Source organism: Nostoc sp. ChiQUE02, assembly GCF_034531305.2.
Taxonomy (GTDB): Bacteria; Cyanobacteriota; Cyanobacteriia; order Cyanobacteriales; family Nostocaceae; genus Nostoc.
On the sequence record NZ_JAVRBN020000002.1, the window covers coordinates 253,391 to 276,780 of the forward strand.

Annotated in this window: 15 protein-coding genes and 1 tRNA gene; 11 read left to right on the plus strand and 5 right to left on the minus strand. The window is 42.2% G+C overall.

The genetic code is table 11. The features are described from left to right. The first annotated feature begins 118 nt into the window (after positions 1–118). Positions 119–781, plus strand: coding sequence for a tetratricopeptide repeat protein (locus tag RM347_RS03305; RefSeq protein ID WP_322718059.1), 663 nt, complete (start codon positions 119–121; stop codon positions 779–781). Between the two features lie 191 nt (positions 782–972). Here the strand turns inward: RM347_RS03305 and RM347_RS03310 are convergent, their stop codons facing one another. After that, positions 973–2,031: a serine/threonine protein kinase gene (locus RM347_RS03310; protein ID WP_322718060.1), complete on the minus strand. Its 1,059-nt coding sequence runs from the start codon at positions 2,029–2,031 to the stop codon at positions 973–975. 147 nt (positions 2,032–2,178) lie between these two features. After that, positions 2,179–3,072, minus strand: coding sequence for an alpha/beta fold hydrolase (locus RM347_RS03315; RefSeq protein ID WP_322718061.1), 894 nt, complete (start codon positions 3,070–3,072; stop codon positions 2,179–2,181). A gap of 195 nt (positions 3,073–3,267) precedes the next feature. Between RM347_RS03315 and RM347_RS03320 the strand changes: the two genes are divergently transcribed. Further along, a complete protein-coding gene (locus tag RM347_RS03320) occupies positions 3,268–4,956 on the plus strand; it encodes an S-layer homology domain-containing protein (protein ID WP_322718062.1) in 1,689 nt (562 codons plus the stop codon). Positions 4,957–4,966: 10 nt separating this feature from the next. Here the strand turns inward: RM347_RS03320 and RM347_RS03325 are convergent, their stop codons facing one another. Continuing rightward, positions 4,967–5,404, minus strand: a complete 438-nt coding sequence (locus RM347_RS03325) for a VOC family protein (protein ID WP_322718063.1) — start codon at positions 5,402–5,404, stop codon at positions 4,967–4,969. A gap of 112 nt (positions 5,405–5,516) precedes the next feature. On the opposite strand from RM347_RS03325, the gene RM347_RS03330 reads away from it, so the two are divergent. Then, the gene (locus RM347_RS03330) at positions 5,517–6,296 is read left to right on the plus strand and encodes an MBL fold metallo-hydrolase (RefSeq protein WP_322718064.1); all 780 of its coding nucleotides are present in this window, start codon (positions 5,517–5,519) and stop codon (positions 6,294–6,296) included. Between the two features lie 163 nt (positions 6,297–6,459). Here RM347_RS03330 and RM347_RS03335 read toward each other — a convergent pair whose 3' ends face one another. Beyond that, positions 6,460–7,485, minus strand: coding sequence for a mechanosensitive ion channel family protein (locus RM347_RS03335; protein ID WP_322718153.1), 1,026 nt, complete (start codon positions 7,483–7,485; stop codon positions 6,460–6,462). 105 nt (positions 7,486–7,590) lie between these two features. Between RM347_RS03335 and RM347_RS03340 the strand changes: the two genes are divergently transcribed. The 8 genes from RM347_RS03340 to RM347_RS03375 all read left to right on the plus strand — a co-directional run bounded on the left by RM347_RS03340 (position 7,591) and on the right by RM347_RS03375 (position 20,919). After that, positions 7,591–8,508: a histone deacetylase family protein gene (locus RM347_RS03340; protein ID WP_322718065.1), complete on the plus strand. Its 918-nt coding sequence runs from the start codon at positions 7,591–7,593 to the stop codon at positions 8,506–8,508. Between the two features lie 30 nt (positions 8,509–8,538). Further along, complete coding sequence (locus RM347_RS03345; protein WP_322718066.1) at positions 8,539–8,913, plus strand: hypothetical protein; 375 nt, start codon at positions 8,539–8,541, stop codon at positions 8,911–8,913. A 21-nt stretch (positions 8,914–8,934) separates the two neighbouring features. Beyond that, complete coding sequence (locus RM347_RS03350) at positions 8,935–13,416, plus strand: translation initiation factor IF-2 N-terminal domain-containing protein (protein WP_322718067.1); 4,482 nt, start codon at positions 8,935–8,937, stop codon at positions 13,414–13,416. Further along, positions 13,394–15,226: a hypothetical protein gene (locus RM347_RS03355; RefSeq protein ID WP_322718068.1), complete on the plus strand. Its 1,833-nt coding sequence runs from the start codon at positions 13,394–13,396 to the stop codon at positions 15,224–15,226. The genes RM347_RS03350 and RM347_RS03355 overlap by 23 nt, the downstream gene beginning before the upstream one ends. A 405-nt stretch (positions 15,227–15,631) precedes the next feature. Then, positions 15,632–16,771: a glutamate--cysteine ligase gene (gene gshA, locus RM347_RS03360; protein ID WP_322718069.1), complete on the plus strand. Its 1,140-nt coding sequence runs from the start codon at positions 15,632–15,634 to the stop codon at positions 16,769–16,771. Between the two features lie 354 nt (positions 16,772–17,125). After that, positions 17,126–17,587: a tRNA (cytidine(34)-2'-O)-methyltransferase gene (locus RM347_RS03365; RefSeq protein ID WP_322718070.1), complete on the plus strand. Its 462-nt coding sequence runs from the start codon at positions 17,126–17,128 to the stop codon at positions 17,585–17,587. A gap of 791 nt (positions 17,588–18,378) precedes the next feature. Then, positions 18,379–20,679: a peptidoglycan DD-metalloendopeptidase family protein gene (locus RM347_RS03370; protein ID WP_322718071.1), complete on the plus strand. Its 2,301-nt coding sequence runs from the start codon at positions 18,379–18,381 to the stop codon at positions 20,677–20,679. 166 nt (positions 20,680–20,845) lie between these two features. Next, positions 20,846–20,919 (plus strand) — tRNA-Met (locus RM347_RS03375). A 52-nt stretch (positions 20,920–20,971) separates the two neighbouring features. Here RM347_RS03375 and RM347_RS03380 read toward each other — a convergent pair. Continuing rightward, positions 20,972–23,353: an amylo-alpha-1,6-glucosidase gene (locus RM347_RS03380; RefSeq protein WP_322718072.1), complete on the minus strand. Its 2,382-nt coding sequence runs from the start codon at positions 23,351–23,353 to the stop codon at positions 20,972–20,974. Between the last annotated feature and the right edge of the window lie 37 nt (positions 23,354–23,390).

A 23,390-nucleotide genomic window follows, 5' to 3' on the forward strand; every position in this document is an offset into this window, starting at 1 on the left:
TTAATTATTTTTGACAATATAATGTTTTTATTGAGATGATGCGGCTTCCCTAGTGAAAGGTGCAACCTGTGAACACTAGTTCTACGTTAACTAAAAATCTTTCTGGATTATATAAATTATGAAATTTGTTTTCTCTATACCTTCTTTATTAGCTTATGCATCATCTATTGTGCTGCTAGGTTTTTCGCTACCATTACTTGCACAAATACCAGCTTCTAATGCCTCTACTGACTGCCAAACTCCTATGCCACCACATCTTAATACAATAGACGACTTCATAGGCATGGGACACTTTCAAGAAGATTGCCAAAAAGACTCACTCGCCGCAGTTTCTTCTTTCACGCAAGCAATTAGGCTAAATCCTAAAGCTGAAGAACCCTACTATCATCGTGCCAATGCTTACCATGCACTTGGAAATTACAAAGCCGCAGTAGTAGACTATACCGAAGTAATTAGGCAAAATACAGGTAGGCTTGGTTTTAGTAGTCCTGCATACTGGAATAGGGCTAGGGCTTATGAAAAATTAGGCGAAAAACAGAAAGAGATTTCAGATTTGACTCAATTAATTGGTGATAGTAGTTCCAATGTTGACGAGTACTTATTAAGAGGTAATCTTTACAAGGATTTAGGGAATAAAGAAAGTGCTAGGAAAGATTACAAAACAGCAGAAAACCTTTTACAACAATATTTAAGTGGGTCTTTCGGAAGTGGTCTTCAAGATCCTCTATATCAAGAGATACTGGAGAAAGTAAGAAATAATTTATCACAATTAAATTATTAACCCAAATAGGCTATAAGGCGTGTAGTCTTATAACTCCGTTAGCGAATCTTTGATAGCCATAAAAATGACAGCAATTTTCACAAGCGTGAAATACACATAATTGTAGGGGCACAATATATTGTGCCTCTACAGGTGTAGTTTATTCAATCGGAAACCGTTGTAATCCTTAGCCGAATACGACCTAATTGATCTTAATCTCCGGTTTTTTCTTGGCAACTTGAGCTTAAATCAAAACTTTGACATTCTGTAGCTTCCAGCAATTGCCTAACCGTATTACCAGGCTGACAACTCATCAAAGTTGCCCCCATCGCAACCAGTGTAACAATAGCGGCTAGTCCCAGCACTGTAGCTCGTTTTTTAGGTTTGATTGTCCTGATTAAATTATCTATCCTAGTGGCACTACTAACAACCTCAATTGGCCCAAGTGCTTTTAAAGCAATAGCCGCATTAGCATAGCGACGTTTCCGGTTGCGTTCCACCATTTTCATTAACCACGACCGAAAACGTGGACTGATTTGAGGAACTAATTGCTGGAAATTAAAGCGATAGTTATCATCAATTAATTTCCCAATCTCAACAGAAGGGGTATTAGTAAGTAAGCAAATCAGTGTTGCTCCTAAACTATATAAATCTGATGCCTCAGTCAGAGAATGACCAAACTGTTCCTCTGGTGGCATAAAACCTGGGGTTCCTGCTACAAAGGTGCTAAGAGCGACTTTTGCACCCTGTATTCTAGCTAAACCAAAATCAACCAGATAAGCATTTAGTTGCTCATCAACCAAAATATTTTCTGGTTTGATATCCCGATGAATAATTGGCGGAATTTGCTTTTGTAGATAAACCAAAATTTCTAAAATTGACAAAGCAATTTGCTTTATTTCTTCTGGATAAAAGCTGCTTGTTAAGGCTAAAGATGGGGCATTTTTATGTTCCTGCACTAGATAAAAAGCCCCTGGTATTTCAAAAGAATCTATATAGCGAGGGATGCGAGAATGATTGAGTTGCTGCAGAATTTCGATTTCGCGCTCATAAGCTTTCACACCTGACAAATCAGCATCCGCACGAGCAAAACAAAACTCTTTAATCACCACCTGTTGCTTAGAGTTGAGGACATTAGCTAGGTAAGTAATGCGTCCTGCTTCTCGGTTGCGTCCTAGTTCGCTGATAAGTTGATAGCCTTGTTTAGAAAAATCTGGATGGTGATTTAAGGGAATTGACCCTTTATATCCATTACGCACATCAAGCTCCATTACACACCATACGAGTTTGATTCTGTCAAGGTGCAATTAGAAAAATTAAGATCCACTCACCCAGATTGTTAGCCCCATTTCTGCCCTGTATGGCCCAAGGCGCATCGACTGAAAGTGTCTTTGCATTTGCGTCTTGGCACGAAATAGCTAACTTTGTGCTAGCCAATCGACAATCTGGACATTAACAACATCTGGAACCTCATCGTGGGGACAATGACCGGCATTGGGAATGGGAACAATTTTGATTTCTTTGCCATTCTCACGCGCCTTTTCGTAAATCTTGGCCCCGGTAATTGGTGTCCAGGGATCATCAGCACCCCAAATTACTAATAGGGGACGTTCGACTTTGGGCAAAAGTTCCTCTGGACTTGGGCCAGGAGGGGCTGTGAGAATGGAGGCGAAGACTTGTTGCGCTCCTGGGTCGCAAGAGGGAGTATAAAGTAAATCGACTAATTCATCGGTAACGGCTTGGCGATCGCGGTAAACTTGGTAGAGGGTACGGCGAATTTGGGCTTTTTGACGGATGCGGTTATAGACAAATTTACCTGTAATTGGCGATCGCACAAACCGATTAAAAGCTGCCATCACAATCCGTAGCGGCGGGTTCAATTCGTGGGGACGATGACTCAAACCACCCGCAGAGTTAATCAAAATACCACCAGCAGAAATTTCTGGATGTTCTACCAGTACTATTAAGCTCAAAAGTGCGCCGATGGAGTTGCCAATAAATACAGCAGGTTCGTGTATATGTGCTGTGCAGAAATCTTTCAGCAGTTCCACCCAAACTTCCACGCTGTAATCAATGAGCGCTTTATCAGAACCGCCAAAACCTAAAAGGTCTATGGCAAATACTTGATAGCCAGCATTAGCTAAAACTGGGATATTCTTGCGCCAGTGTCCAATGGAAGCACCGAAGCCGTGAACAAGTACCAAAGGTCGTCCTGTACCCATGACAGTGTACTGAATTTTGTAACCCTGCCAAGTCCAAAAGAATTTTTCAAAAGCGTCTTGGGTTGCAAGCTGCTGTGTAGTTACAGTCATTAATAAGATTCATAAAGTGTTTCTTCAAATATATTAATGTTCTCTGACCTCATATCCTGAACTTGGCGAATAGAATTGCTGCGTCAGTCAGCACAGATTAAATGTTAGTTTCATCCACCCCAAGGGATTAATAAGTCAAGGGATACCAAATACCCCTGTGACTTTTTAGACGAATGGTAGTGTGAGATGAAATACATGAATCAAAGTTACTTTGCTCAAATGAGCAAGTTTGTTCTGGCTGCAATCTCTGTGGCAATATTTTCGCCAATAGCTTCTGCCTATGCAACTTCAGGGTTCTCTACCACCGTCGCCCAAATATCTGATAATTCCACAGGTCAACAACTTTTAGCCGATAAAAAAGTAGAAACCAGGAGTCGTACTACTATTGAGCGGCAAACTATCACCACAGAAAGCCGCAGTAGTAGTGTTTCTGCAAAAGGCAAAAAAACAGGTTTTAGCCTTGCCATTTGGGAACCATCCGGGAACTTGTCAGAGGTGATTGCTCGCATTTCTGTCAAGAGTAAAGGTGGCAAGGGCTATTTAAAAGAGCGCTTTTTGGGTGATTACAAATACAAGATTAAGCAAAAAGCAAAATTTGCTAAGGGGTTAAAAGCTAGCGATCGCATCGTCGTGCGATTGTATGATGTTCAAAACCGCTTTATTGGCTATAGCGAATTTGAATGTTTGTCGGCAAACACCACAGTTAACCTGGTTTTGTCAGCCAAACCTACAGAATACCAAGTTGTTCGCACTGTTTATGGTGTTGATGCTGACCAAAACGGCACTATTGACGCAGGTACCACCACCTACGACTACTTCACCCAAGTCAGCGACCAGCGTGTTAGTTTCCTCAGCAGTTCCCAAACCTTCCAAGGTAGTCAGTTCCAAGTAGAAGGTTTATCAACAATTCCAGGTACTAGCGTTTATCCCCTCTCTTTCACTCAGGGTGAATATGCTTTAGTACGTCAGTCGTTCGTGAGCGTATTTAGTTCTGACTTGGCAGAGGCTTTGCAAGCTACTCCTGGCAGCTTGGTGCAGGTGATTGAAGTCAGCGATAACTCTAGCTATGATGTCAGCCAAATGCTGATGAATTATCGTCAAGTCGGGATGTCTCGCGCTCTCCAGGTTGGGTTTTCTGATGTTTCCACAGACTATTGGGCTAAAGATTTTATTGCCGAATTGGCCTCAATGGAAATTCTCGAAGGTTTTCCTGATGGGACTTTCCGCCCGGATGCACCAGTAACTCGTGCCCAATTTGCGGCAATGCTGCGGAAAGCGTTTGCCAAGGGGAAAATTCGCCAAGCGATCGCATTTAAGGATGTCTCAACTCAATATTGGGCTTACAATGCCATCAGCGAAGTTTATCAAATGGGCTTTTTAAATGCTGTTATTGGCAAAGATTTTAACCCCAGCCAAAGCCTTTCTCGCCTTGACATTCTGGTAGCATTAGCGCGAGGATTAAATTATAAAGGCAGTGGTTCCACGGATACAATCTTATCTGTTTACAGCGATGCAACTAATATTCGTAGTGAATATCGCAGCCTGATTGCTGCTTTGACACAACGCGGTATAGTCGTCAACTATCCCAATGTGAACTTGCTAAATGTTGAACGGGTAGCAACCAGGTCTGAAGTGTCTGCTTTGCTATACCAAGCTCTATCTAGCACCGGAGAGGTAGCAAGCATTTCCTCGCAGTATGTCGTTGGACAACAACAACAACAAGTTGCAGTGGAGGAGCAGACTGAAACTTCGATAGAGGGTGTAAAACCACGTCGCCACTGTAACCAAGGAATTGGTAATGGTTCTGAGGGATGTGACCCAGGCAATTCTCATCCTCACGGTGGTAGTAACGATGAAGGTGGACGTACTCCTGGTAAAAAGTAAGACTATTTTTTTAAGAGACGCGATTAATCGCGTCTCTAGCTTGCTTAACTGTAAAACTAATTTCCTGACCATAGGAAATTTCTAGTGTATGACCATCTGGGTCTCGAATAAAAGCCCAGTAACCAACCGGATGGCCCCAGTCATTTGGCCCATCCAGCAGTATTCCCTCAGCGCGTGCCTCATTGCACAGGCGATTGATTTCCCCACGATTCTGATAAGCTACCCCAAGATGGGATTGTGGTGACAGTGCGCCTTCTACTTTAGCTGCTTTAATTAGGACAATTACAAAAGGTCTGGTCAAGTCACTAATCCAAGCAACATCTACTTGAATCGTTTGATCGGTGCGACGATGCACGACTGTCATCTGGGCATACTTTGCATAAAATGAGATACTTGCATCAACATCACTGACTGCAAGTGCAATGTGAGTAAAACCAAGATAAGACATAAAAGAACTCCGTGTGTAGACTTGACCAGACGAATGTAAGTGTTAGCCTCAGTGCTTACTAAGAAAGGTGACACCATTGATAATGAAGGTAGGCGTTATCTTCACAAAATTTATGTTTTTAACTTGGTTCGACAGCAACTCTTGGTTACTGGAAATCGGCGGAAAACGAATACTAATTGACCCTTGGCTGGTTGGTTCGTTAATTTTCAGCAACTTGGATTGGTTGTTTAAAGGTTCGCGATCGCAAAATCGCCCAATCCCAGATAATATTGATCTGATCCTGCTGTCTCAGGGTTTAGAAGACCATACTCACCCACCAACGCTCAAGCTGCTGGATCACAACATCAAGGTCGTAGCTTCTCCCAATGCAGCCAAGGTAGTACAGGAGTTAGGTTACACCCAAGTAACAACTCTGGCTCATGGTGAAACTTTCACTTTAAATAATCAAGTAGAAATCAAGGCTTTTCCAGGCTCTCCAATTGGCCCCACTCTGGTAGAAAATAGTTATCTCCTCAAAGAGTTGGAGAGTGGTTTAACTGTATACTACGAGCCTCACGGGTATCATTCTCCAGAAGTTAAGCAAGCTGCACCTATTGATCTAGTGATTACACCGTTTATTGATATGACGCTACCTTTGCTTGGGCCGATTATTAAAGGACAAAATAGTGCTTTAGAAGTAGTAAAATCATTACAGCCTCAAGTAATAATACCTACTGCGGCTGGTGGAGATGTGGCGTTTGAAGGATTGCTGATGAAATTCATTCAAACTAAAGGAAGTGCTGAAGAATTTCGCTCGTTACTTGAGAAAAACAATCTTGCGACGCGGGTACTTGAGCCGAAACCAGGCGATCGCTTTGAACTACCATTAGAAAAACGAGCATTAGCAATCTAAGTTAGCTCACATCTTGCACCAGGCGATTATAAATCGCGGCTATACAAACGTTCGCGTAGCGTCTCGCAGAGAAGTCCGCCTCCGCGGACTAACGCAAAATCAAAGGTTGCTAACCCGCGCAGGCGGGTTTTGCCTGTGTAGCCGCGACTTCTAGTCGCCAGGGCTAATTTTGTTCCATAGCTGAATTATCTTGCATATATACTTCTCTAATCGGAAAAGGAATTTGAATTCCTGCTTGCTGATAGCGTTTGTGTAATTTTTTGACAAATAGATGTTTACCCATACGCTGATCAAAGTATTCACTTACGCGCATATAAAGCGTAAAATCTATACTAAAATCATTAAAAGTATGAAATCTGATATATGGTTCATTTTCTTTTAATTCCGGTGCAATTTCTTGCATAACTTCTTTGGCTACTTCTACAGTTACTGTTTCAACTTGTTCCAAATCGCTATCATAACTTACGCCAACATCCATTGTTAAAGTAATTTCCTTTGCAGGTAAATGATAGTTTGTGAAAATTGCAGAAGACAACTTAGAATTAGGAACAATGACTATATTATTGGAAATTTCTTTAATTGTTGTATTACGCCAAGAAATATCTATAACATATCCCTCATGACCAGCATCTAATTTTACATAGTCTCCGGTTCTAACTTGCTTAGAAATAATTAAATAAAAGCCAGAAAACAAATTTGCTAAGGTATCTTGAAGTGCCAAACCAACTGCCAGACCACCAATCCCTAAAGTCGTGATTATTGGTGTTATCTGAACACCCACTGTTTGCAAGATGATTAATGTTCCCAAAACTAAAACAGTAATTTTAGCAAGGTTAGAAATTAGTGATGTAGGGACACCTTCTGCCCTGCGAATAAATAAATTAACAAAACCAGCACTCAATCTTGCTAAAACTAGGGTTACTGAATACAGCAGTGCGATCGTTAGAATTTTTTGTAGTACGATGGCAATATCCGGTTTCAGAGGTGCGCTCAGAATTGCCCAAAAAAAACCGCAAATGACAAACCAAATAAAAGTCATCCGGTGCAGAGAGTGAAATATAATTTTACTTCCGGCAATTCGTTTATTAGTAATGAAGATTTCGAGCTTTTTAAAGATAACTTTTTCACCAATTATTCCAGCCAGTAAGCCAGCTAGAATAAACACTATCGGCGGAATCCATTCCATCATATAAATTTTAAGTTTTAGATTTAGGATAACAGCATTGTTGCTGTGATTATGGCTAAATTTTACCTTGTTTATTTGCCGGATTAGCTGCTTGAGATTTTCTGGATTATGGACTTGCCAATTATTTACCACCCAGATTACATTGCTCCCCTGCCTGAAGGACATCGTTTCCCGATGTCTAAGTTCCGACAACTCTACGAATTGCTGTTAGCTGATGGTGTGGCTAATCAAGAACAATTTCATACCCCCGAACGTCCGCCGCCAGAATTGATGGAGTTAGTCCATACTCCAAGCTATGTTCAAGCTTATTGCGAAGGAACCCTAGACCCCAAAGTACAGCGACGCATTGGTTTGCCTTGGAGTCCAGCGTTAGTGAATCGTACTTGTGTAGCGGTAGGTGGTACGATACTCACTGCAAAACTGGCATTAAGTCATGGTTTAGCTTGTAATACGGCTGGTGGAACTCATCACGCCTTTCCCAGTTATGGGTCTGGTTTTTGTATTTTCAACGATTTAGCGATCGCTTGTCGCGTTTTACAAAAATTCGGACTTGTCCAAAAAATCCTGATTGTCGATTTGGATGTTCATCAAGGAGACGGCACCGCTTTTATTTTCCAAGATGACGACAGCGTTTTTACTTTCTCCATGCACTGCGAAGTCAATTTCCCCGGTACAAAACAAAATAGCGATTTGGATGTTCCTTTGCCGGTAGGAATGGAAGATGACGCTTATTTACAAACCTTGGCGAATTATTTAGCAGATTTGTTGTCTAAAGTCAAGCCAGACTTAGTATTTTATGATGCTGGTGTTGATCCTCATATAGGCGATCGCTTGGGAAAATTAGCCTTAACAGATGCTGGCATTTTTCGCCGCGAAATGCAGGTTTTAAGTACTTGTATGAGTAGCGGTTATCCCGTCGCCTGCGTCATTGGCGGCGGTTATGCTGATGATATGAAATCTTTAGTTTGGCGGCATTCCCTACTGCATCGCGCCGCTAGTGAAGTTTATCAACAGTATAAACTTTGATACAGCCTCTATTCTTTGGAAGTCCCTTAGATGAGAAAATTGGGAAAAGCAATAACAGTAATAATATTAAGTAGATTGTTAGGAATTCCGTTAACTATTTTATCGCTGTGGTATCAGAATCCTCCAGGTTGTGAACAACTCTGCTCAAGTGAACCATGTCCTCCAAATGCGTGTATGGGTGGTGATTCTTTAACGGCTGGGTTCCCATTCCCAATAGTGCATGACGGCGAGGTTGGTAGCTCACCTACAGGTGGCTGGGGGACAATCGGGGTTGAAGATTTTTCCAGTATAAATTTTGGGGCATTTTTATTAGATGCCTTGTTTTACGGTGTCATAATAATCATGCTTTTTGCGATTACAAAAAGCATTTTTAAATCCGTAAAACGTTCAAGACAGTTGGGCTAATACGGACAAGGTAAATAGTGGATGAACAACGGCAAACTCAGAGTCTACGAACTAGCAAAAGAATTAAATTTAGATAGCAAGAAGCTATTATTAATTTGTGAAAAGCTCAAAATTGTAGTCAAAAGCCATACCAGTACAATCTCCGAACCCGATGTAGAACGCATTCGGTCAGCGGTAAATAAACTAACAGCAAAATCCTCGAAAACTACTAAAACAACCTCTGAAGATTGGGGCTATACGTTTATAGCTTCAGCAATTGATAGTTTTATCCGCCATCTTGAAGGTGAGGCTGCCTTGAAATCATACTCCGATTTTAGGGAGCGGCGCGATCGCGCCAATGAGTTAATGTATGAATGTGTCGGGAAAAAGCCTTCTCTATTTTATGTGCGTCGCAAGGGTGCAGGGAAAGAAGCAAGAGAGGAAATTTGGGATTTGACAATAGCGACAGACTCCGATGATTTTCCATTGCCTGCAAGACTTGAGAAGCTCAGAAAAACATTAGGATTTAGAGCAGCTGTACCAAAAGATGGACGTGACGGTATAAAAATACTGTCGGCTCAGTTGTTACAACCCTCACGTGGACAGGCCGACAGCTATGCTATACCTTGTCGTTTGCGTTTACTGGCTAATCATCAGCATCATCTCGACATTCCGCCCGCAACACTGAAACGCATCGCAGCCGCGCCAGTTTGTGGCGAAAATGCACCTACAGAAGATCAGCTGAAAGCTTGGAAAGCGTTTTTGCAAATTGAGGAAAAAATTGCTAAAGCACGTCAATTTTGTGTGCGTTACGTAAGTCATAACTATAACTTCAAAAGGCGAATCAGTTTTGAAATTGATGTAACCTCAGCCACCCTTGACGGCTTTTATCAAAATTCCCTCGATGTGGAAAACTTTTGGGAACGAGCAAGACGCACAAAAAACGAAGATTTAAAGCTTTTTGAAACTGCTCCTGTCGGCAAAAATTGGATTAGCGGTCGCCAATTAGGGACTGTTGAGGAAGTTGATCCGAACCGTTGTATTATCAGCCTCAGATTAGAACGCGACTTAGCTGAATTCATGGCATCAGAGCGCTATAAATTACCAGCTACCGGATTTTTGTGTTTTGAGGCAGTTGGTGATATTCAGCAGATTCAGCGCAAGAAAAAAGCTTTAGATGATTTGAATAATGGTTACACTCAAAATCCCTATTTGGGCAACTTTTTATTTGATGCTTCTCAAGCTAGACAAATCAAAACAACTATCGAACTTCAACCACAAGATTTATTGTTATCTTCTGCTAATCCTGGTCAGAAAGCAGCAGTAGAAAAGGTACTTGCCGCGAAGGATCTTGTTCTTATCCAAGGGCCACCAGGTACTGGTAAAACTACCGTAATTGCTGAGATTTGCTATCAAATTGCCCTTCGTGGTGGACGTACTCTAATTGCATCTCAAGCCAATTTAGCAGTAGATAACGCATTGAGTCGATTAGTTCACAACCCAGTGATTCGGGCTGTACGAAAGGGGAGAGCCGAGAAAGTTGGAGAAGAAGGACAGCCATTTCTAGAAGACCAAGTGATTGGTAGATGGTTAGAAAATACAGCGAATGACTGTGAAAACAATCTTACGCAACGCCTTGAAAATATCAAAGCTTTCAGTCAATTACTGGCATCATCACAAAAATTCACAGCCTACTTCCAAGCAGAGGAAGAATTTCATCAGCAACAAATTAAATTCAATAAAAACAAGGTAAAACTAGAGTTAAACTTTAAAACTCAAGAAAAATCTTACAACGAAATTGTAGAAAAACAGAACGGAGTTGAATCCATAATTGCAGGTCTGGAAAACATACTAAATACTGCACCAAATATCAAATGGGAAGCTCCAGAAGTTACAGATTTTTTGCCACTTCTTAAGCCCTATACGGAAGGTAACAGTTTAGTAGAAGAGTTTTTAGCAAATGTTCGTCAAGCCATAAAATATACTGACGAACTTGGCTTGGTGCGTCCGGCGCTTGGCGCTTTTGGTTTAGCGGTTTGGCTGCGTGAAACTGTAGCAACAGAAATTTCTGAATTTAAATCTGGTTTTACTCATGCTCAAGAGGCTAGTAAAGCCATCTTAGAAGTTGCAGCATCAGTGGAGGTTGTAAAACAGAATTTTGCATTGTTAAATCAAGTACAACCAGATTATCAGCAATATCTTACCAAGCTGCAAAACCTACAGCAAACAATCCAGATATGGGAAAACCGTAAACGGGAAATTGATTATATTATCTCAGCAGTTAAGGAATGGAAATCTACAGCACCTTCTCATCTGTATCAAACTTTGAAAGACTGTCAGCAATCAGGTTTACCACTAACAGATAATTTAGTAGACCTACCACTAGGTTTGTTGATGTTTGCTAACACATTAAAATTACCAATAGTACCAAAAATATATAAAATCAATCTACCAGAATGGGAGCTATTGACAAAGGCGATCGCTTATGAAATAGACGGGGGTTTTAGTGATAGGCAAGGTAAACAGCATAATTTTAGCTATTTTCTACAACAAAATTTTAGTCAGATTCCAATGGTGCTATTAAAGAGCGATCGCACCCAATGGCAAGAAACCTATCAACAGTTTAGTAATTATCAGCTACTCAACCCCAAACAGCGAAAATTACTGGTCGAAAATACCCAGGTTTTCTTAATTAGAATGCAACGGACTTATGGCGCATCATGGGAATGGAATAACATCGATTCTACTCTCACCCGACTTACCCAAGAATTGTTAGATACTATTCTTGTAAATGCACGCCAATGCGTTTTAAAAGTCAAAACCGAAACTGAACAACAGCTTCAGTATTTACAAAGACAATTAAATGAACTTCAGAAAAATGAAATTAGCCAACAGCAAATATCCATTACTCAAGCTGAGGTAGAAAAAGCCCAACAAGAGGCTAATCTGCAACTTGGCAGAGTTATTAATATCTTGCAAGAACTTAATCAACAAAATATACTTACTCAATTACACACTTTAACTGAGAAATATCTTGCGACACAATCAAATATTTGGGAGCATCCACAAGAATTCTCAAATCAAGTGAATTATTGGGTAACTTCCATTAGTCAGCTTGAAACCTTAATTTCATCCTTAGAACCTTTTGCGGTGTTGGAGATGATTAAAAATTCTCTACACGAGCATTTATCAAATCTACAAGAAGAAACTGAAATTTCTCTACAGCAGCTTCAAAAATTACAAATTAGCTTACGCGAAATAGAAGATAAATTACAACCACAGCCATCAGATAGTTTAATACAAGAAAGAAATTGGTGGTTGGCAGAATGGCAAAGAATCCCGGATAAGTTTAAGCCAGAAAATTCTGCTGCTGACTTGTTTAATATAGAGTTATTGCGCGGTGTCAACATTCAGTTTGAATCTTGGCAGAAGGAACTCGAAAAAGAAGAAAATTATCTCAACAAATATCAGAATTTTGTACAAGATTGGATTGGTAAATTAAGACGACCAACCGAAGGCGATCGCGACGATTTAAGGCGTATATATTTAGATAATGCCAACGTCGTCGGTATCACCTGTGTTCAAGCTGCAAGTAGAGGTTTTTCTGAAGAATTCAAATCCTTTGATGTCGTGATTATTGATGAGGTTAGTAAGTGTACTCCACCAGAGTTACTAATCCCAGCTTTGAAAGGTAAAAAGTTAGTCATGGTAGGCGATCATCGGCAATTACCACCCATGCTTGATACTAGCACTTTAGAAGAAGTTGCTCAAACAATTGGTAATACACGAGACGAACTACAATTCTTAGAAGAATCCCTATTTAAAAGTCAGTTTGAATCTGCCGATGAAAGCATCAAACAAATGCTAACTACACAGTATCGAATGCACCCATTTATTATGGGAGCAATCAATCAATTTTACGACGGTAAACTAGAATCTGGTATTTTGGAGCCGGATACAAAACGCGCACATCATCTAGCAGGCAAAATTATCCAAGAATCTCAGCATCTTCTTTGGGTAAAAACGCCTATAGAGAATCAGTTTTTAGAGCAACGTAACGGAACTTCTTACTTTAATACTCCTGAAATTGATGCGATTGAACTTCTGTGTCAGCAGTTCGAGACTACTTGGGCTTCTAAAGTTACTAATGGTGAACCCAAAAAAGAAATTGCCGTAATTACATTTTATGGCGCTCAATTAAGAAAAATTGATGAACGCTTGCAATCTGAACTTTTCCCTTCATTAGAAATTCGTACTGGTACAGTAGACCGATTTCAAGGTATGGAACGACCTGTTGTAATTGTGAGTATGGTTCGCAACAATAGCAAAGGAGATGTGGGATTTGCTAAAAAGCCAGAACGGGTAAATGTTGCATTTTCTCGCGCTCAAGAACTCCTGATAATTGTAGGTTGTCATAATTTATTTACCCATCAATCAGGTAAAGTCGGAAGTATGTATTCTGAAGTTTCAAATATTGTAAGCCTTCATGGAGGTTTCGTTGATGTTTCTCGCCTCTTCTGCTAAAACGATTGATGACAATCTCAAGAACTTGGTACACGAAATTGAAGCGCAAACTCCTAGTTTTTCAGTTTTAGCAGCGCATCAATTCCGCTATAGCTTGCGTCAAACTCCTATAGAACTAAATATCAAGGAACCTCGCCAGTTTAACGTACTTGAAGAATTTATTATCCGCGCTGCTATTGAATTTCAACCTCCACCAACAGAGGACGAATTAGCATCTGTACTTGGATTAGATTCTGTATTTATCCGAAGTACTACTTCAACTCTTAGGACGTTACAAACTCTATCAACAACATCGCCACTAACAGTCACTCCTGAAGGTCGCTCATTTTACGAAAAAGGGTCTGTACCGCAGCCGCCATATCCTATACAAATTAATGCTATTACAGACCCTTTAAGCGACAAGATAACTTTTCAATCTGAATCCTTAAATGAGATGGTGATAAATTTGCCTGATTTGGCAGACTTTATAACTATTGATCATACAATTAATGATATTGCTTCCTTACCGCTTGAGGAAATACAAAAAAGTATTCAAGCTTCAGGTTTAGCACTTCATGTACCAGAAGAGGGAAAAATCGTCACTTCTTATAAAGTGCTAGCTTCGACTCAAAAATTTTGGAGAAAGATATCACTTTTCATTATCTTTGATGCCCTTGAAGATAAGTTGAGCATCCAAATAAGAAATGGAAAGCAAATTTTAGAGTCAGCATCAAATTGGTTAGAAGTGCTACATGCTAAAGGTAAAATATCTTTGCAAGCATTATGTAAATTGTCAACTGAAACCATCAATTTTGAACGTGAAACCATTCTCAGGCAGAAAAATAGTGAAATAGAGACTAGACTCGAAAATATTCGCAAAAAGGCGTTAGAAACTTCCACAAAAGCCAGTGATAAAGTAGATAAATATAAAGCGCTAGCTGAAGCCGTACAGTTACGGGATGGACAAATTAGCCAAGTTTTTTCAGAGGTTTTAAATTCAGCTAAAAGTCAAGTTATAATCTATTCTCCGTGGGTGAATCAGGCTGTTGTAAATGAAAAATTTCTAACCCTGTTACAGAAATTAGCTAATCGCGGAGTTTGGATTTTAATTGGACATGGAATTGCGCGACAATTAGAAGATGAAGATAAAGTAATTCCACCAGAATTAGAGAAAAAACTTCGAGCGATAAAAACACCTGATGATTTACCATCTGTACAGGTTTTTTGGTTGGAAGATTCCCATATCAAAGAAGTAATAGTTGACCAAAAAATCTATCTTTGCGGATCTCATAACTGGCTATCTTATCGCGGCGATTACCTACCACGAGGTGAGTCAGTTTATAAAGTTACAATTCCAAATCAAGTTCAGGAAGCTTATGAATTTCTCGCTAATCGCTTCCAAAATCAGGCTCAAAAATTATGGGGAAATGCTTTAGAAAACCGCGATTCTAAACTTGCCATAGAGTCTTTATGTGTATGGGGTGCACTAGGTATGGAAGACATTGCACTCAAAGAGATAGAGAAAAACAATTGGCTGGAACTTCTACCTGTGTGGTTGAATGTAGTACTTCAAGGGTTAAGGTCGAAGAATATACAAGCTGACTCAGCAATTTTTAAAACGGCACTTTCCTTGCTGAGTCAGATTTCTATTGAAGAGGCTTTTATCGACCTATTGCAACAGGGGTGGCGTAAAGTTATAGGCGCGATCGCTACTAACAATCCTAAAACTGCTTTAAACTTACTTAGTGATGAAGTCTGGGCGCAGTTTCTCCGTCTCAATATTGTTCAAGAGGGTGATTTGCCGGATAATTTTATATTGCAATATAGATAAATGTGCTATTAATAGCCTCTTATTTGCTGCTTTAATGTAATATTAATCCCCTAGTGGTATGCACGCAAAACGAATATCTATAGCTATAGCTATTTCTCTTTTTAATTAGCACACGATGTCTAATAAAAAACACCGTAGACAATGTGTGTTTGGTCGATGCTAACTGTCTGAAATGACTGCTTTTACATACATAATGTCTATTTCTACAGTGCGTAAATCATAATTAGGATATTTTTCATACTTAAGTAATAACAATTTTCCGAAGGACAGCCCAGAAATCTGTCGTCCTGCTTTCGCATGAGTTGGCAATTAAATGATTCTTAACCTTTGATTGCCTGAAAGATAGATCCACAGATTCGTCTTATTCGATACAATTTATAGGTAGAGAGAGCCGAGGAGAACAAGGTGGTCTTATTAAAAGGCTTTGAGATTGAGATGTACACTGGCACGCCTCAAGGTGAAATCGTCGGTCTCTCCGACAAAATTGTTGCGGATTTGGATGGATTTATGCGGGAGCCAGATAGCCGCAACGTCGAATACATAACCCAACCATCCCATAATTACGAAAATTTATTGTGTGCCTTGCTGCGTCCCCGGCGGGAGTTGCGAAACTACCTCAATCGCTTAGGCGATTACACCTTGATACCGGGAAGTACTTTATCTTTGGGTGGGGGCGATCGCTTTCTACGTTCCGATCCAGCAAACCCCTATCATGACTACATTGAGAACACCTACGGCACGAAAGTAGTCACCGCCAGTGTACACATCAATATAGGCATCAGCGACCCAGAAGTATTAATGCGGGCGTGTCGAGTGATCCGTATGGAAGCACCTCTATTTCTTGCCCTCAGCGCCTCATCTCCTTTCCTGGATGGCAAAGCTACTGGCTATCACTCCACCCGTTGGGGCGTCTTCCCGCAAACGCCTAGCCATGTGCCTTTATTTGCCAGCCACGCCGATCATATTCAGTGGGTGGAAGATCAACTTGTTGCAGGAACTATGCAAAACGTGCGGCATTTGTGGGCATCAGTGCGACCAAATGGCGATCGCCGTCCCTATGACCTAAATCGCCTAGAATTACGAATTTGCGATTTAGTCACAGATCCGATTGCCTTGCTAGCCATTACTGCCTTATTAGAAGCGCGTTTGTTACAAGTAATCGAAAATCCCAGCATCGATCCGTTAACCCAAAGTACCTTCTCTGGTGAAGAACTTGTTACCCTGACTGCTAACAATGAAGCTGCTGCTTCTGCTGGTAGTCTCGATGCTCATTTGAGGCATTGGCAAGATGGTAGAAGCATTGTAGCGAGAGATTGGATTGCTCAAATGTACCAAGATGTTTGGGCGATCGCTAAACAACAAGGCTTTAGCTGTTTCCTTTCCCCATTGCACAAAATCCTCCGCGAAGGTAATGAAGCTCAACAGTGGTTGCAATTACACACAGTCGGTTTTGAAAGCCAGCGCGTCATCACTCAGGCTATTGTCGCCACCCAAGAGCGCGAAATCGAACTCGAAGACAAATTGTGTTCGTCTCTGCTGGCTTAACTCAAAAGGCAAGGGGCATTAGTTATTCTTTCTCCCCCTGCTTCCCCTGCTCCCTCAGCTTCCTACTGCTCACTCCCCACTCCCGTCTTCAGACAAATGGTAGATTTTCTTGGAGACATTACCAACCCTAAAAGACACAAGCACTTACTATTTACACATAAAACTTAATATTTACTAATCTTAGCCAAATATCCTCTCAGTCATTGCTCTGGGAGGGTTTACGCTTCGTTTTAAAAATCTAATCGATGGACGATGCTTGATTATTATTAACAAAACCTATGAATCACCTCTACCTTTTGGTAGATTTAACATTGACAATAAATTGTTTTATACAATACGTAAATTATACGGATAATGCCTCAGGTAGTTTTAGTTAACCCGCAAATCCCTCCTAATACAGGAAATATTGCTCGTACTTGTGCCGCTACGGGTACAGAGTTGCATTTGGTAGGGCCTTTGGGATTTGAAATTAGCGATCGCTACCTCAAAAGAGCTGGCTTGGATTACTGGCCTTATGTCAAACTACACTATCACGAATCGCTACAAGCCTTTAAAACCGTACATCAGGAGCGCGGAGGCAGATGGTTGGGTTATACAGTTGGTGGAAATTGTAACTATATAAGCTTTCAGTTTCAAGCTGATGATTGGCTGCTGTTTGGTAGTGAAACCACAGGCTTACCACCAGAAATTCTGTCAGATTGCGATGCTACTCTGTATATTCCCATGAGCCAACCAGGGGTTCGCAGCTTGAATTTGTCAGTGAGTGTAGCAATTGGCTTATTTGAAACCCGTCGTCAGTTAGGCTATTTACAATAGCGATCTACTTGATTGCTGTAAGTATATTTACTTAGCAAATATCCAGAAACCTATTAGACAATTTATTTTTGGCGGCAAAAATTTTCTTGGTTCCTGCAATAATATGTAAAAGAATATACCTTTAAATGAGTTTATCAGCAAAATGTAGTGGAAGATACTTACAAGCATAGGAAGGTTGTTATAAGAAATTTGTATATAAAACTTGGGATATTGCCAAATTTGAATGATAGATTTTGATGAATCTGAAACATCCTAAATGGGGGAACAAAAACGCTAAAACCCAGTCATATTGGATATTTGAGCTATTGTGGCTCAATGAATGCCAGAAAGCAGCCCAAAAGTAGCTGATAGTTAATACGGTTGTTTTTTAGGGAATAATCAACGTAAAGTCTCGTGTTGAGAAGACGGATTGGGTAGAAATATCTTGAAGATATCTACAGCAGGGGGCATCACTTTTCCAGAAGTCGCCGCAATTTAATTCTCAGCAGCGACTATGGACTTGGCAAATAGTTTGTCCAGTCCCCGCGATTGACGCAAGACAAGCGCGGACAATGGTAAAGAGTAAAACGTCCTAAGTGGTGTTAGGAGTGGTTCGGACAAGTAAACACAGCAAATTTTAAGTTTTGCTCACACGTGTGAACTTGTCTAAATCAGAGAAGCAGGTTAATCTTGCGTAAGCATCTCTGGTGAATGTGATCTTGATCTATCGTTCGTTGTGATCTAAATCATTGACTAGTATCCAACTGAAAAATCGAGGTCAGTTAAGCGCTAGTGATCATAGGAGGTCGTCTTTGAAACGAGCATTGAAAAAGAGAGTAAAAGCTGTGTTGAACAATAACCCCAGCAGCGATGATGCCCCGGTAGAACTGCTAAATGTGATGAATCCAAAAGTTAACCGCCGGGTGCGGACAAAAGCCGCCATGATCGGCTTGGCAATCTCTATGGGAGCAACCAGCCTTTTGGTGACTCGACAAAGCGATCAAGCCCAAGCAGCGGTGCCAGTAGGCAGCCAAAAGGCAACCTCAGCGATTCCTGCTGTTCCTGACACTGAGGTGAAATTTGCCTCCACAAAGCTGGAGTCCCAAGCAGTCTCATCAGCGAGCGTGCCGGAAAATCCTGTGATCGTGGAACCAACGGCAGTCTCACAAGTGCCTGGGCTTGAAGCTAAATGGCAAGTTGCGGCAAGTGGAATGTCTTTGCAAGTTCCTACATCAGAAACGTTTTCCCAAGCAACAGCGGTTTATAAAAATTCCACTAACCTGAAGCCCCAAGTGGCGCAGGGATTGAACAATACCTTAGCCGAAACTAGTTTCCCAACAGTCAACAATCTGTCTGACTATAGTGCTGATGGTGTTGGTAGTACAAATGCATCACTAACTGCCCAGCCACAAATAGTGGCAACATCTGGCGCAGCCAACAGTGAAATAAATGCACAACTTAAGGCGCAACAAGAGTTTGCACTAAATCGCTTACAAGAAAAATCGAACCGTTTAAGAAAGAGTCTGGCGGAGTTGCGGTCTGGGGAGACCAAAAATTTATCACAAGCTGATATAGACTTGGCACAGCCGACAACTGTGGTTGAGAAGACTGTATTAGCCCAATCGGATACTTCTGGCGATGCAAGCAAAGCGAACTTGATATCGAAGTTAAAACAGAAGACACAGACGACTGCAATTGTACCAGTACCAGCAGTACCAACAGTTATTGCGTCCTCGACTCGAACCGCCTACGAAGTTAAGCCTGGAGATACACTAGCAGCGATCGCCAGCAGATACAACACTTCAGTATCAGAACTAGTTAAGGCAAATAACCTCAATAATCCAAATGAACTGCAAATTAGTCAAAAACTAGTTATTCCTGCTGTTCAAGTTGAGGCAACGGTAGCCACTAAGCCCACGCCCACTTTTGTAGAGTCCAGCAAAACTCCTCATGTTGCTACTTCCCCTGTGAATATTGGTAGTGCCAACTCGTATCTACCTAGTTCACAATCACCAACTATTGCCGACAACAGTAGCGTTGCCGTCCCTACACCGGTAACTGTTCACGTTCAGGCAAATAGTACGACCGATTTAGAAACAGCCCCCCCCACAGCTAGTTCTTATGGCGTCGGTGGTGACATTCCAGTGCCACAAGCTTTTGCCGAAATGCAACAGCCTAAAACACCAGTAAATAGGGTAGCAAGGGTAAACAGTAACAATAATGACCGCTTGCGGGGCTTACAAGCGGAAATCCAGAGATTACAGCAGAAATATCGCGCTCAACAGTCTGGTAACTTAGTTGTGCCAGCAGCAGCTACCGAAACAAATAATGCTGCGATGCTCACTCCTATTTCTATTCCCAATAATTTCCCTGTACCTAACTCTGCTGCTCGAACGAATAGTGTGGCGATCCCAATTCCAGTTCCTACACCGATTCGGTCTAACTATAGCGTTCAACCAATTAAGACCCAATTTAGTGCTTCTGTACGCCCTAGTGAGGCAGTAAACCCAGAGTTTTTGCCTAATCTAGGTTCTGCTAGTCAGTGGACTCCCGCTCGCACTCCATCGGTCATAAAGGTTGCAACGCCTCCTGGAAGAGTAAATGCCTCTGACTCCTTAGGAAAGATGCGGGGAACCACAGTTTCTCCACAAATAGTACCGCCTTTGGCAGCAGTGGATCAATATCTGCCCAGACCCATTGACGAACTTACACCTCCTCCATCTTCCTCAACCTTAGCTTACACATGGCCAGCAAAAGGCACCCTCACCTCTGGTTATGGCTGGCGCTGGGGTAGAATGCACAAAGGAATTGACGTTGCTAACTCCACTGGCACACCAGTTGTCGCCTCAGCTGAGGGTACGATAGAAAAAGCTGGTTGGAACAACGGTGGCTACGGCAACCTTGTCGAAATCCGCCATCCTGATGGCAGCACGACTCGCTATGCTCATAACAGCAAGATTCTGGTGCAACCTGGTCAGCAGGTGAATCAAGGAGAAACAATTGCTTTAATGGGTAGCACTGGTCACAGTACTGGCCCACACACCCACTTTGAAATCCATCCATCAGGCAAGGGTGCTGTTAACCCAATAGCTATGTTACCGGCTCGCCTGTAATTCTTGGCTGTCTTTAACTAAATTATTGCCTTGTTAGTTGAGGGAGTTTATCTCCCTCTTTTGCTTTCTATGACCTGAACAGGGATGGAAAATCTAACAAAATTGCAAAAGGGGCTAGTCTTGAGGAAATTTGTATGCTATATTAATTAATGATTTGAATAAATTTGGCTCAGTAGCTCAGTTGGTTAGAGCACGGGACTCATAAGCCTGGGGTCGTTGGTTCAACTCCGACCTGAGCCATTAAAAAAACAGATACTAGGAGATATGCATTAGGTATTATGATGGATTTTTCCTAGTCCTTACCGCTATAGTGGCGGATTACTTCGGCAACTGACCAAGCTTGAGCGATCGCACCTCTGGGTGTATGAGGTGAATCGCCATCAAAAATCTCAGAAATAGAACCAAGACCAGCGTCAAACAGGAAGTGATTGAGCAGGGGTTGCCAATCAAAAGGCAGCGATTGTTGTGGATAAAAACGTTGCCAAGCCCGAATATATGGCCCAATTAGCCAAGGCCAAACAGTACCTTGGTGATAGGCGCGATCGCGTTGCTCTTGGTTGCCCTCATATTTCCCTTTATATTCTGGATCCCCTGGATCGAGACTGCGAAGACCATAGGGGGTGAGCAAGCTGGCAGTTGCCAAATCTAATATCTGACACCCTTGCTGTTCAGAAAATCCACAATGGTGCAGCGACAGCGCCAAAACGGCATTGGGACGAATTTGAAAATTCCGGCGATCGTCCGGCTCAATAGTATCGTACAGATAACCTAGCTGAGGATTCCAGAACTTTTGCAGCGAGGTTTTCACGTGTTGTGCTTGTTGAGCATAACGCTGTGCTTGCTTAGTGAGACGTACTGGCTCACCATACTCAAGCAGGCTCAAGCGCTTTGCCCATTGACTCAGCCAACATAAAGCGGAATACCACAACGCATTGATTTCCACTGGCTTACCGTGACGGAGAGTGACGGGATGCGATCCAATTATCACATCCATCCAGGTGAGGGCTACACCACGAGCATCCCAACTAACTAGCCCATCAGTAGCATCAACCTGGATATTAAAATGTGTACCGCCGATAAATGCTTTGTAGATTTGCTGTACTAGAGGGAATTGCTCTGCCAAAAATTCCCAGTCTTGGGTAGCTTCCAAATAAAGTCCTAAAGTTTCAATCCACCACAACGCCGCATCAATACTGTTATAAATTGGTTCGCCATTGACATCAGGAAATGCATTAGGAATCAAACCGTGGTGACAATAATGCCCAAAAGTTCGCAATACTCCTTTTGCCAGGTCAAAGCGCTGTGGAACTAGTGCTAACCCCGGTAAGGCGATTAATGTGTCGCGTCCCCAGTCATTAAACCAGTGATAACCAGCAATAACCGTGGGGCCTGCAATTGAGGCTCTATAGACAAGAAACTGATCGCTTGCTTTGAGTAGTTGTTGCCAGAGTAGGGGGTGGGCACTGGACATTGGGCATTGGGCACTTGTACTGAGCGGCTCGTGCCGAGCATCTCGACTTCGCTCGATGGAGCCGAAGCCGAGGTAAGCCGTTGGCGCAGCCTCTCCAAGAGTTGTATTGGGCATTGGGTATTGAAAAGAAGCAGGGGGGCGGGGTGCCGGGGGCAGAGGGGGAAACTCTTCTCCTTTGCTCCCTGCTCCCTGCTCCCTTGCTTCTTCCCCAGTCCCCATTACCCCTAATCCCCAGAGGGGGCCCCGAGTTCCCCAGTCCCCAGCCCCTCCTTGACTCCATCCAAAAATCTGTGAGAGCCGTTTTTGCTCTGCCTCAATGGCTTCTGCAAAGGTTTTAGTGGTGAGAATATCTGATACCGGGTCGGGAAAACCTACTCGTGCTTCTAGAGTTACTGTATCTCCTGGTTGGAGTGTGACTATCAAGTAACCAGGACTGTAGAGGTCTTCCTTGTCACCTAATCCGCGTTTCGTCTCCTCAGACAATCCATAATGCCAATACCAAACTGCATCTGGTTGATAATTTCCTTGTGTCCAGCGCAAGTGCCAAGGTATGCCGAAATGACCAGAATTAATTGCTTGTAGGCAGACTTGCTGTTGCCTTAGCAATTGTGAGAACTTTAATTCTTGACTAGCACTCTGCTGATGGTGAAAGTCACGTTCTGCTATCAACAGTCGCAATCGTAAAATTGCTGTATGACTTCCCTCGTAACAATACTGGATTAAAATCCGATGGCAAAATTGTGCAGGGGCATTGGGCATGGGGCAATGGGCATTGAAAAGAGGCATCGGGGTGGGGTGCGGGGGGCTGAGGGGAAAACTCTCCCTTGCTCCCTGCTCCCTGCTCCCCCAGTTCTCAGTCCCTACCAAACCATAGGGCATCACCAGTTGTCTAGTTAACTGCCAGTTATCTTGGCCCCAAATCCATTTTGGAACTGGGTTAATATCAAAGCAGCGTAGCAGTTCGTAGCCTGTCGGCTCAATCTGACCGTTACCCCAAACATTTGTCCCCAGTGCCACAACGCTCCCTAATACTTCCAAGCTAGCTTCTAGGTGCGAAAACAGCAGAGTCCGCCCAGAAGGTGGGTTTGTAGCCGCAAACAGCCAACCATGATAGGTGCGCGTACGGACATCAGAAACTGTACCGCTGGCAAAACTTCCCAAGCCATTGGTAAGTAACCATTCTCTTGTATCTAAATCAAGCATTTGCTACTCAAAATCGTTATGAGTATGATATAGTCGT